Source organism: Spirosoma montaniterrae (assembly GCF_001988955.1).
Classification (GTDB): domain Bacteria; phylum Bacteroidota; class Bacteroidia; order Cytophagales; family Spirosomataceae; genus Spirosoma; species Spirosoma montaniterrae.
This window is the reverse complement of the sequence record NZ_CP014263.1, coordinates 5147220-5161818: the sequence shown is the minus strand read 5'-3', so window position 1 is coordinate 5161818 and position 14599 is coordinate 5147220. Positions and strand designations below refer to the sequence as shown.

The 14599-nt window shown below is 53.8% G+C and carries 10 protein-coding genes; 9 read left to right on the top strand and 1 reads right to left on the bottom strand.

The genetic code is table 11. From position 1 onward, the window contains the following. Positions 1-62: 62 nt before the first annotated feature. Entirely contained in the window at positions 63-3692 is a 3630-nt protein-coding gene (locus AWR27_RS22225; RefSeq protein ID WP_077133221.1) for a VCBS repeat-containing protein, read from the bottom strand. A gap of 185 nt (positions 3693-3877) precedes the next feature. Between AWR27_RS22225 and AWR27_RS22220 the strand changes: the two genes are divergently transcribed. From AWR27_RS22220 to AWR27_RS22180, 9 genes are all read left to right on the top strand, one after another. After that, complete coding sequence (locus tag AWR27_RS22220) at positions 3878-5005, top strand: sensor histidine kinase (RefSeq protein WP_083732940.1); 1128 nt, start codon at positions 3878-3880, stop codon at positions 5003-5005. Next, entirely contained in the window at positions 5002-5730 is a 729-nt protein-coding gene (locus tag AWR27_RS22215) for a LytR/AlgR family response regulator transcription factor (protein ID WP_077133219.1), read from the top strand. The genes AWR27_RS22220 and AWR27_RS22215 overlap by 4 nt, the downstream gene beginning before the upstream one ends. Positions 5731-5872: 142 nt before the next feature. Then, entirely contained in the window at positions 5873-8212 is a 2340-nt protein-coding gene (locus AWR27_RS22210) for a TonB-dependent receptor (RefSeq protein WP_077133218.1), read from the top strand. 20 nt (positions 8213-8232) lie between these two features. Further along, positions 8233-9015, top strand: a complete 783-nt coding sequence (locus tag AWR27_RS22205) for a DUF4249 domain-containing protein (protein ID WP_077134148.1) — start codon at positions 8233-8235, stop codon at positions 9013-9015. Continuing rightward, on the top strand, positions 9012-9701 hold the full coding sequence (locus tag AWR27_RS22200) for an ABC transporter ATP-binding protein (protein ID WP_077133217.1): 690 nt from the start codon (positions 9012-9014) through the stop codon (positions 9699-9701). The genes AWR27_RS22205 and AWR27_RS22200 overlap by 4 nt, the downstream gene beginning before the upstream one ends. Continuing rightward, positions 9698-10645: an HlyD family secretion protein gene (locus AWR27_RS22195; RefSeq protein WP_077133216.1), complete on the top strand. Its 948-nt coding sequence runs from the start codon at positions 9698-9700 to the stop codon at positions 10643-10645. Before AWR27_RS22200 ends, AWR27_RS22195 begins: the two co-directional genes overlap by 4 nt. A 9-nt stretch (positions 10646-10654) precedes the next feature. Further along, the gene (locus AWR27_RS22190) at positions 10655-11782 is read left to right on the top strand and encodes an ABC transporter permease (RefSeq protein WP_077133215.1); all 1128 of its coding nucleotides are present in this window, start codon (positions 10655-10657) and stop codon (positions 11780-11782) included. A gap of 53 nt (positions 11783-11835) precedes the next feature. Further along, entirely contained in the window at positions 11836-13167 is a 1332-nt protein-coding gene (locus AWR27_RS22185) for a TolC family protein (protein ID WP_232325901.1), read from the top strand. 110 nt (positions 13168-13277) lie between these two features. Next, positions 13278-14588, top strand: coding sequence for a BamA/TamA family outer membrane protein (locus AWR27_RS22180; RefSeq protein WP_077133213.1), 1311 nt, complete (start codon positions 13278-13280; stop codon positions 14586-14588). The last annotated feature ends 11 nt before the right edge of the window (positions 14589-14599 follow it).

Here is a 14599-nt window from a genome sequence, read left to right as displayed (position 1 = left end):
ATTTTTAGGATAATCAGGATATAAACAAGAATCACGCCAAATCACGTTGCTATTTAATCGCTTCAAAACGAATACTTCTTACCAACAGACTCGCCCGGCTGGAGCCACACACCCCGCGCCGACTGCGAATAAAAAGATGATCCGTAAGGGATTTCCTGCCGACGAATGCGGCCATTTTTCAGGCGCACGTCTACAGCCCACGTCTTCGCATCGACCGGCGCGAACGTTTGCGCCTGTTGGAACGCCATAATTCTGACCGCCCCCCGATTCTGCGAAACCGCCAGCCGGCACCGGCCAGCCGCATCGGGCCAGCTTACAACGGCTTTAGCGTAGCCCGGCACGTAGAAACCGCTCTGCTGCGGAGTCAGGGCCGTAAAACCACCTTTGCCATCGCCCCGCAGCACCAGCCCGTCGAAGGCGTCCATGCGTCCGGCTACGAGGTCGCTGCCGCTGTCGTTGCCAACCAGTACCGCATCTAAATTTCCGTCGCCGTCAATGTCTTGCGCCAGCATCCCGAACACGGGGGCCGTTTGCGCTGGAAGCGGCAACGGGCGAACATTGAACGTACCGTTACCCAGATTTTCGATGTAGCTCGTCTGGGTACAGTTGACCGTCAGTTTCAGAGCCTGACTGCGTTCGTCTTCGGTCAGAATGTCGTTGATGGTGGCCTGCCCGAAGGCGGCATACTGTATGTACCGTTTCTTGATACCGATCATCTGGCGTACCATATCGTCCCAGCCGAAATACGGGTACTCTTCGTACTGCCCTTTAGCGTTCTTGAAATACACTGTCGTGAAAGCATCATAAAAGCCGTTGTTATCGAAGTCGCCCGCGTACATACGCACCGGTCGTTCATCCGAAGCCCGCAGCAGGGTGTTCTGACCGAGATTTCCGGCTAAATAATCAGTGTCGCCGTCGTTGTCGAAGTCGCCCGCCGTGAGCGAGTTCCAGAAGCCGGTTTTGCTTTCCAGACCACTGGCTTTCAAGGGGTCAAAACGACCTTTGTTATTCCGTAACACGGTCGGAGCTTCCCACTCGCCCACAATGAGCAAATCGATCTGCCTGTCGTTGTCAACGTCAGTCCAGAGTGCATCGCAGGTCAAACCGCCTTTTACGAGGGTGGGGGCCACCTGGGTTGTAACGTCGGTAAAGCGGGGGGAGTCTCGCCCACTGGCGTTAGTCGTGCTTGTTTCGGCAGTGCGGGCTTCCGCCCGCTTTACGTCGTTCCGCAGAATAAAACTTCGCACGGGGGCGGGGTACTTGTTGGGTTCTACGCGCCCCCCTACAAACAGGTCAAGGTCGCCATCGCCGTCATAATCAGCGGCTTTTACGCAGGAGCCACTAACGCCGGTTTTGGGTAAGGCATTGGGCGCGAGCGTAAACGTGCCGCGCCCGTCATTTACGTAAAGCCGATGTTGCAGCGCGTCGGTCATCTGGTCGGGTCGGTACTCAACGCCCCCGCTCACGGCATACAAATCCAGATCACCATCGGCGTCGGCATCGAACAGCAGCAGACCGGCATCTTCAGCGAGTTTGGCAGGCAACGTTTTTACCGTAAATCGCCCATCGGTTTGTTGGAGTAACAAGCCAGCGGTCCGGTCGGTGCTGCCGCCAACAATCATATCCTGCGTACCGTCGCCGTTTACGTCGCCCACGGCCAGTGCGGGGCCATATTCCGAGAACTTGTGCAGCAGCGTTTTTTGCTGGTTAAAATCAATAAAATCAGCCTCTTCATGCCTGTAGGCCAGCCCCAGCGAATCGGTAATATCGCGCAATAACGTTACTGGTTGGGTAGGCGTTATAGCAGACGAAGTGGCTGGCTGCGCATCGGCTATTTTCACCATAATCGTCTGGTCAGCGTTTACACTCGGCAATACCTGAACCCGGCCATCGGGCCAGGTAACTTTGAGATTTTTAACCGTCGTTGCCTCGCCCAGCCCCAGATGAGCTACCGGCTCCACACTCGACAGAAAGCCACGATACGGCGTGTGTTCATAAACTTCTTTGTTGCCGTTGGGTAGTTCATAGTCAAGCATGGCACCCAACCCACCCGGATTGGCATCGGCACCCACGAACCGAACCCGCAGGAAGTGCGCCTTATCCGGGTTCTTCTCGGTCAGCGTGTTCCGGTACACGAACGCTTCGTCGTTGATGTTATTGATAACGTAATCCAAATCACCATCGTCGTCGAGGTCAGCGTAGGCGGCTCCGTTCGAGAAGCTTGGTTCATTGAGGCCCCAGCGGTCGGTCAGGTTCTCGAAGGTGCCATCGCCCCGCCCCCGGAAACCGTAGTTGCTTACCTTCACGGTTGGCATTTTTGCGATCAGTTCCACCCGCATGGCGTCGGTCAGCAGGTTATTGACGCCACTGTAATAATTGGTAAAATCGCGGTCGGTCACGTCGCGGGGGAAGCCGTTCGTTACCAGCAAATCGCGGTGGCCGTCGTGGTCGAAGTCGGCCAGTAGCGGTGCCCAACTCCATTCAGTTTCGGCCACACCGGCCAGCATCGCTATCTCGCTGAACGCCGGTAATTTTACGCCCGACGTATCGGCGTTGCCGGGCGGCACACCGCGATTGAGTTGTAGCGTGTTGCGGGCATATTGGTGTTCGTAGCCGAGCCGGTCCCACTCCTGGTACACAAAATAATTACTGCCGCCCATCAGGCTCTTTTTGCGAAGGTTATCTTCGGGCAGCATATCCATTGCCACAATATCGGCCAGTCCGTCGTGGTTAATATCGGCCACGTCGTTGCCCATCGCCGAGTAGCTCGTGTGTTTAAACGCCTGCCGGGCGCGGTTGGTAAACGTCCCGTTGCGGTTGTTGATGTACAGCAGGTCGTTGCTGGCGAAGTCGTTGGTCACGTAAATATCCTTCCAGCCGTCGCGGTTAATGTCGCAGATGTTCATGCCCAGCCCGAAACCCTCAAACAAAATTCCGGCCTCACGCGAAACGTCCACGAAAAGAGGCATGGATGGCTGGGGCCCTTGCCCCTTGCTCCTTCTTTCCATCGTCATATTCCGGTACAGCCGGTCAACGTTGGGCGATGTTCCGTCCGATTTTTGTTCGCGGAGATTGGCGGTCGTTTTCTCGTCAAAAATTTGGTCGACCAGCACGTAGAGGTCCAGATCACCGTCGTTATCGTAGTCGAAAAAGGCCGAATGCGTGGTATAGGTCGTGTCGGCAATGCCATACTGGGCAGCCATGTCGCGGAAGCGCGGGTTTCCGTCGGCGTCGTTCCCCTGATTGACGTAGAGCAGATTAGCTCGCCGGGCGGCTTGTTTATGGAGCGTAGTGGACACGTATACGTCCATTTTCCCATCGGCGTTGACATCGACCACCGACACGCCCGAACACCAGCGACCCTGCCCGCCCACGCCCGCTGTTCCGGTCACGTCGCGGAATTTCAGATCGCCCTCGTTGAGATAAAGTTTATTGGCTACCTGATTGCCAGCAAAAAAGAGATCGGGCTTATCGTCGCCGTTGAAATCGCCAACGCCAACGCCCCCGCCATTATAAATGTACTGGTAGTTGAGAATATTCAGCGAGTCGCTGTCGGTAATGGTATTGGCGAATTCGATGCCCGTTTCAGACGAGTCGAGCCGCTCGAACAATGGTTTTTCTTTACAGCCGGATAAGCTGGCAAACAGCACAAGCAACGGAAGCCAGGCACAAGATTGATGTACGAACTTCATAAAGGATGAATAATCTGCTACGGTGGTAGCATAAGCAGAATATTCTCAAATTTACTACCGATTGTTCTATACTTCGACCCATTTTGGAATCTCTACACACTTTTCTAAATCTCTACACCCGACCGTTGGGTGGAATGAAAGGTAGAAGCCGCGTGTATTGGCATAAGCTTAGTTAGATTATCCCCATGAATCCATCCTCTTTCTCCGAACGGCTCCGGCACATTTCACCCCGGCTTTCTATTCCATTCCAGGCGATGGTGTGGCTGATTTACATGAGCTTCCCATTCCTGATTCTGTCGCTGATGCAGGTGATGGGACCGCGCGACGTACTGAAGGTATTCAGCATCAAGGTTATCAACGACGTACTCAGCATTGTCTTTTTCTACCTGAATCTGCACGTTTTGACCCCTAATGTGCTGAAAACCCGGCAACTCGGTCCATTCATACTGGCGTTCAGCGTGCTGATGGTGCTGCTGTATCTTGCCGATTCGCTCTACTTCCAATTTTATTTAAACGACGTACTAACCGACATAGCCCGACGATTACCGACATCCACATCGATGGAAATGAAGCCGGTTTGGGGTGTTCCATTGCCGATTATTCTGATCTCATTTTTGTCGCTGCTGATGCTCACCAGTGTCAGCAGCGGTTTAGCCATTTACCGTGACCGCAACCAGCACATTGCCGCCGGGCAGCAGATGATTATCCAGAAGCAGGAAGCCGAACTGACGTCGCTGAAACTACAAATCAGTCCGCATTTCCTGTTCAATACGCTCAACAATCTGCGCTGGCTGGCCCGGCAAAAATCCGACGAAACCGAAGAAGCCATTCTGCGACTGTCGGATATGATGCGATACATGATTTATCAGGTCGATAAAGGGCCGGTGACGCTGGCCAGGGAAATCGAGTACCTCGAACACTACGTAGAATTGCAAACGATGCGACTGACGCCCAACAACCGGCTGACGTTCAGGGTGTGTGCCGACGACCGGCAGGTGCTGATCGAGCCGCTGCTATTTATTCATTTTGTGGAAAATGCGTTCAAGCATGGTTTGCATCCCGAAGACGACTCCCCTATCGAGATTCGGCTTACCTTCAGCGATGGCCTGCTTACGTTTCAGACGCGCAACCGAATTTTGGTCAACGCGGCACCTTCGCCCGATTCGGGTATTGGCGTACAAAACATTGAACGGCGGCTGGCTTTACACTATCCCGATCAGCACCAACTCCGCATTTACCAGCAGAACGGTCTATTTTGCGTTGATTTAACGATTCAGCTTACTCCAGAGCCGCACCTGGCCCGTAACGTATGACTACTTTTCGAGCCATCGCCATAGACGACGAACCGTTTGGGCTGCGTATTCTGGCCGACGATCTGCAAAAAATTCCGTCTATCGAACTTATCGGCACGTTTACCAATCCGCTGAAAGCGATGGAGTTGATTCAGCAGGACCGTGTCGACCTGATGTTTCTCGACATTCAGATGCCGACGCTGCTCGGTACGCAATTTCTGCGTACACTGCCGAAACCACCGTTGGTCATCTTCACAACAGCCTACGAGCAATACGCGCTGGAAGGCTACGAACTCGACGTGGTTGATTACCTGATGAAGCCGATTCGGTTCGAGCGACTGTTTAAAGCCTGCAATAAAGCCATCGATCTGTTTCAGCAACGCCACCGCCCCGAAACCGACGTGCAGGCCGACACGTATTTCTTCGTGCATTCGGAATACAAAGAAGTAAAGATTTACCACCACGACATTCTGTATATCGAAGGGCTGAAAGATTACGTCAAAATCTTTCTGGCGTCGCAGGCAGGCAAGCCCGTTCTGACCCGGCTCAATGTAAAAGCCATCGAAGCCCGTTTGGATTCTGACCGGTTTTGCCGGGTGCATCAGTCGTTCATCATCCCGCTCAATCGGGTGTCGTCGTTCCAGAAAACCAAACTTCTGCTCAATAACCCGCCCTACGGCCCACTCGAAATTCCCGTCGGTGGCCGCTACGCCGACGAGTTTCTGGCAAAGTACCGGGGTGAGTGAGTTAGCGAAATTTCTACACTTCTCTGCTCAATCTCTACACATTCGGCTGTGCTTATACACCCTGTTTTTCATATGTAAATTCACTGAAAATCAGCCCTTTTCTTTGTGTCGTCAAGTAAGAAACACGAAGAAAATGAGTTTGATGAAACGAACGTTATCCAACACACTATGGCTGGCAGTGCTGCTTTGCGGCTGGTCGGGCTGGGCGATGGGACAAACGAAATTTACCATCAGCGGTACAGTGAAAGACGCGGCCAACGGCGAATCATTGATTGGCGCGACCGTGCTGGCAAAAAGTGATAAATTCGCTACTGGTGCTGTCACAAACGCTTACGGCTTTTACTCGCTCTCGCTGCCCGAAGGTACCTATACCGTTACCATTCAATACGTTAGCTTCGCCACGCAGACCAGCACCGTTGCGCTCAAAAGCAACCAAACGCTGAACATTGAACTGACCGATCAGGCCAAAAACCTGACCGAAGTGGAGGTGAAAGGCGAAAAACAGGACGATGCCATCACGCGCAATCAGATTGGTGCCGAAAAACTCAACATCCAGTCCATCAGCACTATCCCGGTATTGTTCGGCGAGAAAGACGTGCTGAAAATCATTCAGTTGCTGCCGGGCGTGAAGTCGGCGGGCGAAGGCAACAGCGGCTTTTTTGTACGGGGCGGAGCGTCGGACCAGAACCTGATTCTGCTCGATGAGGCCCCTGTTTATAACGCCAGCCACCTATTGGGCTTTTTCTCGGTCTTCAACTCCGACGCGCTCAAAGATGCCACGCTCTATAAAGGCGGCATTCCGGCAGAGTATGGCGGGCGGCTGTCGTCGGTACTCGACATCAAGATGAAAGAAGGCAATACCAAACGCCTGAGCGTCAGCGGAGGTATTGGCCTGATTTCGAGCCGCCTGACGGTTGAAGGGCCAATCAAAAAAGATCGTGGCTCGTTTATCGTCTCAGGCCGACGCACCTATGCTGACCTGTTTCTGAAGGCTTCGCCCGACTCGACACTGCGCGACAGCAAGCTGTATTTCTACGACCTTAATGCCAAAGCCAACTATAAACTCAACGACAAAAACTGGGTGTATGCATCCGGGTATTTCGGAACCGACAAACTTGGCTTTGGTCAATCGTTTGGTATCGACTGGGGCAATACTACAGGCACACTGCGCTGGAATCATCTCTACAGCAGCCGGTTATTCTCCAATACCTCGCTGATTTACAGTAACTACCGTTATAACATCGGGTTGGGTTCGGGCAGCAGCGAAATCAAAATTTCGTCGCGTATCAAAGACTGGAACCTGAAGCAGGACTTCGATTATTTCGCCAACGACCGGAACTCGGTGAAATTTGGGGCCAACCTCATCTATCACACTATCATACCGGGTACGGTAACGACAGGGTCAGAAGCCGCCATCAACGACCCGAACCTGACCAACAAATACGGCTGGGAATGGGCCGCCTACGGCTCGCACGAACATAGTTTTTCGGACCGTTTTAAGCTCAAATACGGGCTACGCCTGTCGGGCTACAGTGCGGTCGGCCCCGGCACGTACTACGAATACAACCCCGACCGGAGCATCAAAAACACCATTCAGTACGGCAGTGGAGAAGTCGCCAAAACGTATATCAACCCCGAACCGCGCATCTCATTCAATTACATCGTCAACAACCAGTCGTCGATTAAGTGGGCCTATGAACGCAACGCGCAGTACCTGCACCTGCTGAGCAACAGCACGGCCACCAACCCAACCGACCTCTGGATTCCGAGCAGCAACAACGTGAAGCCGCAATTGGCCGATCAGGTGTCGGTGGGCTACTTCCGCAACTTCCGCGATAATCAGTACGAGCTTTCGGCAGAAACGTATTACAAAAACCTGCAAAACCAGATTGACTACCGCAACGGGGCCGAACTCCGCGCCAACGAAAACGTGGAAGCCGACCTGATTTATGGCGATGGCCGGGCCTACGGCCTTGAACTGTCGCTGAAGAAAAAAACCGGGCGGTTCACGGGTTGGGTAAGCTACACGCTCGCGCGCACCGAACGCCGGTTTGCCGAAGTCAACAACGGCAGCTATTTCCCGGCCCGGCAAGACCGTACCCACGACATTGCCTTAGTTGGCACCTATCAGCTTGCGCCTAAGCTTATTCTGTCGGGCAACTTTATCTACTACACCGGCAATGCCGTAACGTTCCCAACGGGCAAGTATCAACTTGATGGTCAGACGATTAGTCTGTATTCTGAGCGCAACGGCTACCGGATGCCCAACTACCACCGGCTCGACCTCGGCCTGACCTGGATACGACGCAAAACCGACACCCAGGAACGTAGCTGGAACTTCTCGGTCTATAACGCCTACGGTCGAGAAAACGCTTACACGGTTAATTTTCGGGCTAATGAAACCGACCCGTCGCGTCTCGAAGCCGTGCAAACCTCGCTCTTCCGGTGGGTGCCGTCGGTAACGTACAACTTCAAATTTTAACCATCAGCGTTCAATATTTCATGAAAGCTAAATCATATAGTTTGCTGCTGGGAGCCTTGCTTGGGCTGTCTTCCTGCGAAAAAGTAATTGACGTTGACCTGCGCGATACCGACACGAAGACGGTTATTGAAGGCAATATCACCGATCAGGCGGGGCCATACACGGTGCGGGTCTCACAAACGGCCAACTTCAACGAATCGGGTACGGGCCAAACCCTCGACAACGCCACCGTACTGATTACCGATAACACCGGCCAACGCGACACGCTGCGCGGAGTAGGCAACGGTTTGTACCAGACCAGAACGCTGCGGGGTACTCCGGGCCGTGCCTATACATTGTCGGTAACAGTCGGCGGCAAATTATACACGGCCACCTCGACCATGCCGCAACCGGTTGTACTCGATAAACTGACGTATGAAGACGCCGGGCCGGGCAGCAAAGCCATCTACGCCCATTTCGACGACCCAGCTAATGCCATTAATCAATACCGCTTCGTGATGTGGATAAACGACAAACGGCAAGACGCCATTTTCATTAGCGACGACCGGCTTCGCAACGGCATCCGTAACCGCATTGCGCTGTTTTCGCCGGGTGCCAGTGCCGACGAAGTTGAGCCAAACGACAACGTGCGGGTAGAAATGCAGGGCATCGACGCGGGGGTGTACGATTACTTCAAATCATTGTCTGATTTGCTCGGTGGGCAAAGTGCCAGCCCAGCCAATCCGAACACGAATCTGTCGGGCGGAGCTGTGGGCTACTTCAGTGCCCAAACCGTTTCGACCAACTCGCTGCTGGTAAAATGATTGCTCAACTGAATCAGGCCAGTAAAGTGTATCAGACGCCCGCCGGTACGTTTACGGCCTTAGACAAAACCACGCTGACAGTCAACGAAGCCGAATTGCTGCTGATTATCGGGCCAAGCGGGTCGGGCAAAACTACGTTACTATCGCTGATTGGCTGTTTGATTGAACCCACCGAAGGCAGCCTGATGGTCGATGGGCACGACGTAGCGGGCCTCAGCGCGGGCCAGATGGCCAATGTTCGGCTCAACACCATTGGGTTTGTATTTCAGCAATTTAACCTCCTCGCTCCGCTCACCGCCGAAGAAAACGTGGCGTTCCCCCTCCGGATGCAGAGCCTTTCGCGGGCCGCAGTGAACGAGCGCACCACACAGGCTCTTGCCAACCTGAACATGCTCGACCATCGCCGGAAGTTTCCGAAACAGTTATCGGGCGGGCAGCAGCAGCGTATTGCCATTGCGCGGGCGTTGGTCACGAATCCGAAACTGATTCTGTGCGACGAACCGACGGCTTCGCTCGATAAAGACAGCGTGGGCATCGTGATGGATGAACTCCGCACACTGGCCCGCAGCGGCAAAGCCGTGGCCGTAGTTACGCACGACCCACGCCTGACGCCCTACGCTGACCGGGCCGTAGAAGTAAAAAACGGGATAGTAACACCCATCGACATTCACCAGATTACGGCATGAAACGAATCACTTTGTATAGCTATGCGCTGCTGCTGGCAACGGGTTTGTTGAGCAGTTCGTGTCAGTCGACCGATTCGGCAGCCAGCTCAGGAGCAGCACCAGCCAAACCGAAGCCCATCACGCAGGTAGTGGGCGTGGCCCGGATCGAACCCGAAGCCGGTCTGATCGACGTGTACGCCGGCACGAATGGCACCATCGCCAACCGGCCCGTCGCGGAGAGCCAGCTTGTGGCAAAGGGGCAGGTGCTGTTGTCGCTCGATCAAACGACCGATAACGCGCAGATTAGCCAGTTTCGGGCCAAACTCGGAACCCAGCAAGCTACCATTGCCGCTCAGCAGGCCAACGTAGAAACGCTTCGGCTCACCGCCGATAAAGCCCAGGCCGACTATGAATTGAATCAGCAACTGTATGTCAGCAAGGGCATTACGGGCCAAACGCTGCGCGACAGCGAAGCCAATGCAGCCCAGCGTCGGCAGGAATACCGAAAAGGGCAGGCCGATCTGAAACAGGCACAGGCCAAACTTCGCGAGATGAGCGAAGATGTACGCTACTACCGCGTTCAGGCCGGGCAGAAAACGGTGCGTTCACCCTACGCGGGCAAACTACTGGCGTGGGAAGTGAAGTTGGGCGATTATGTAACGGCGCAGACCAAAATTGCCCAGATGGCCCCAGCCGGGCCGTTGGTGGCCGTAACAGAGGTAGACGAACTCTTTGCCGAGCGTGTACAGTCGGGGCAGCGGGCCGACATCAGATCGCAGGCAACGGGCCGGGTGATAGCCACGGGCGAGGTTGTTTTTGCGGCTGATTATCTGAAAAAGAAATCGCTCTTTGCCGACGAAACCAGCCAGGAAGACCGCCGGGTGCGCGAGGTAAAAGTCAGGCTTTTGCCCAATGCCAACGTGCTGATTAACAGCCGGGTCGATTGCCTTATTCACCTCAATTGAGCCACTACCATGTTACAGACAGCCTTTCGGTTTATCAGCTACGACATCAGTAAGATGCTGGGCATACTGGCCGGTATCGTGATTTCGGTGGTGCTGATTGGTCAGCAGTTGGGCATTTTCAATTCAATGATCGATAATATGCGCGGGCTGGCAAAACACAACCCGAATTACATCTGGGTCGTGAACCAGAAGTCGATGTCGGCCATGCAGATGCTGAACATCGACGTGCGGGTTGGGCGCGAGCTGCAATCTGTTCCGGGCGTTCGGGCGGTGTACCCGGTGGTGCTGGCGGGTGGCTCGGCCAAGACCACCAAAGGCACCAAAACGTCGATTCAACTGATTGGCATTCAGGCTCCTGATTTTAAAGGTGGAGCATCGGCCTACACGCCCGAAACCAACCTCAGCGAACTCATCAACGACGGCGCCGTGATTGTCGATCAACTCGACATGCCCACGATGGACAGCCTGAGCGTGGGCGATTATTTCACCATCAACGATCAGCGCGTTTATGTTAGTGGCGTATCGCGGGGCATGACCGGCTTTGGCTCATCGTATATGATTACGACCCTCGAACGCGCCCGGAAATTGAGCAATATGGACGCCAATTACGTGAATGCATTTCTGGTAGACGTCGATACGGCGGTGACGACCCGCCCGGCCCTGATTCAGCGCATCGGGCAGGAGTTGGGGCAGGTGAAGGCCATGCCCGGTAGCGAGTTTGGCAACGAAACCCTGCGCTATATGCTCGAAACGAGCAATATTGCCGTCAGCTTCGGTATGATGGTGCTGTTTGCCATTATATCGGGCTTCGCCATTGTGGGCCTAACCATGTTCTCGTCGGTAAAAGACCGCATCCGGGACTATGGCACCATCAAAGCCATTGGCGGCAGCAACGGCCTGATTCGGCGGCTGATTCTGACGCAGGCGGGGCTATATGCGGTGCTGGGCTACGGCGTGGCCTACGGTTTTCTTATGCTGATGAAACTGGCAATGGCGGGCGGGCGCATGGCCGTCTCGTATCCGCCCTGGCTGATTGCGCTGCTGGTAGTCGTCACGCTCGTTATCAGCCTGATTAGCAGCCTGATTGCCATGCGTAAAATCACAAAGCTCGAACCCGTGCAAATCTTCCGCATGTAGTCAGATAGTGGATGTTGACGGCCAGTCAGCAGATTTTAAAACAACGTATCATCATGAATGTGCAACGCATTTTTTCTATAGCGGGCGGGTGGCTCATGGGTTTGTGGCTGGCTGCGGCTGGCCCGGCCAACGCCCAAACGCGGCTTAGCCTGAACGACGCCATTGCGCTCGGGCTGGCAAATCGCTACGACGCCCGCGCCAATACTATCGACGTATCGCTGGCCGAAAATACCGTACAACAACGCCGAAACGACTGGATTCCCGATCTGAACCTGTCGGGCAATCTGCGCTACAACACGCAGCTACAAAAGACGGTGTTACCTGCCGGTGCTTTCGGTAATACCGAACCGCAAACCGTGGCGTTTGGCACACGCAACAATACGGCTCTCTCGCTCGATCTGACGCAGCCGCTTTACCGGCCCGACCTGAAAACCGACCGCCAGATTGCGGCCAATACAGTAGCTCTTGAAAAAGAAAAACTGAGTCAGCGGCAGACTAATCTGAAAGTGCAGATAGCCGAAGCGTACCTGAATGTACTGCTGCGCGAGTTGCAGCAAACTACAGCCCGTGCCGAAGCCGACCGGTATCAAACGTACCTGACCATTGCCGAAGGCAACTATAAACTTGGTACATTACTCGAAAGTGACTATCTCAGCACACGACTCGACTACCAGAACGCCAATGTTTCGGCCCGCAAAGCCGAACAGAACTACCAGTTAGCCCTTATTAACCTGCGCTATCAGCTAAATCTGCCCGATACCACAGCCGTTGAACTGACCGACAAACTCGATCCTGCTACCCTGACCAGAGAACTGCCTACCGCAGACGGATTCGTGCAGCGCACGGAAATTCGGCAATTGCAGCTTCAGCAAACCGAAAACAACCTCCGAACACAGCGCGTACTGGATGGTCTGAAGCCCAATCTGTCAGTTTATGGCAATTATTCGACTCAGTTTCAGGATAACAGTTTCAATTACGGCAACAGCAACGCCTGGACGAACTTTAACTACGTCGGCCTGAAGGTCAACGTACCGCTATCGGCCCAGTTTAAAAAGCGGTCCGACCTGCAAACCTACAAACTCCGCACGCAGCAAACCGCCCTGAACCTGCAACAAACCCAGGCCGACATTGCCTACGAAGTGCAGCGCACCCGCACCGAACTCGCCAATGCCAGCCAGAACCTGCAAACTACGCAGGCCAGCCTTGACCTGTCGAAGCAGGTGTATCAGACCCGGCAGAACAAATACCGGCTTGGTTCGGTGCTGTACAGCGCAGTGCTGGATACCGAAAAATCGCTGCAAACCGCCGAGCAGAACTACCTCGAAGCGGCCTATGCGTATTTAGTGGCGCGGCTGAATTATGAGAAGGCAATAGGTCGGTATTAGCATGTTGAAAAGGATCTAAATTTCGGGGGTTCTTCTCACATATTATCAGTTAGTGACTACTTTGGGCGTATGAACCCGAAACACTGCACTAACCCAAGAATCCGACCCCGATGGCAATAACCAACCGGCGGTTGAGGCAGAGCAGACCGTTCGGGCTAATCTTGTTTATTGGTTCGGTTGCTCTACTCGCTTTTTCCGCTTTAACCGCACAGGCACAGTTATCAACGCCTGACCATGCAGATACCTCTGAACAGGAGCGTGTAAAAGACGTCGGCGACATTCTCCGGTCGTTATTGAAGAAATCAGCACCGAAAAAAGAAGAATCGCCCTCCAGTGTGGCCTTCTTACCGTCGCTGGGGTATAATCCAAGCTTCGGGTTTGTTATCGGCGGAAAAGTAACTGCTGGCAGGCAGTATGGCGATGCCGCAACAACGGCTTATTCGGTTTTCGGCCTGGAAGCGTTGTATACGTCGAAGAGCATACTCACAGCGCAGGCCCGGCATAATATATTTACGACGGGCAATCAATGGAATTTTCAGGGCCACTGGCAACTGGCCCGATTCGGACTTGTTGATTACGGCATTGGCACAGGAAAAAACACGTCTCGCGAAAACCGCTTCATTATCAATGAGTTTCCGTTACAAAATGGAGAGGGTGCCTTCCCCATCAGATTTACTTATATCCGACTGACGGAAAAACTATACCGTAAAATTGGGGCGCACACCTACATGGGCGGAGGTGTTAGTATGGACATTCGCGCCCAGATTGCCGACGAGAAGCAAGCCGCCGGGCTGGAAACGCCACACTATCTGTACAGTCTGAAAAATGGGTTTAACCCAACCCGGTATTCTGCCAATGGCCTGCTGCTGGCCTTTCAGTACAACACCCGCGAACACCCGATTCGGGCTTACGACGGTATATATGCCGATTTTGCTTTACGCGTCAACCAGCGTTGGTTGGGCAGCACCAAAAATGCCGTTCAGTTGGTCTACGATTTCCGCAAATACTGGTCATTGAGCCAACAGAATCCTGAACACGTACTGGCTTTCTGGCATTGGGCATCTTACAGACTGAGTGGCACGCTGCCTTACCTTGAGCTACCAGCCACGGGCTACGATACCTACGCCCGCAGTGGGCGAGCCTATACCATTGGCAATTTTAAGGGCTTATCGTATGGTTATTTCGAGACCGAATACCGCTTCCCCATCACGCGGAATAAACTACTCAGCGGTGTCTGTTTCGTAAACGCGCAATCAGCTTCCGAGGACGACGTAAATCTGTTTCGGTTCTGGAAAACCGGGGCTGGCGTTGGCCTGCGGGTTCTTTTTCAGAAACAGAGCCGAACAACGCTGTGCATTGATTTTGCTCAGGGAAACAACGGTGCCAAGGGATTTTTCTTCGGTTTAGGCGAAGTATTTTGAGTGTCTGCGAA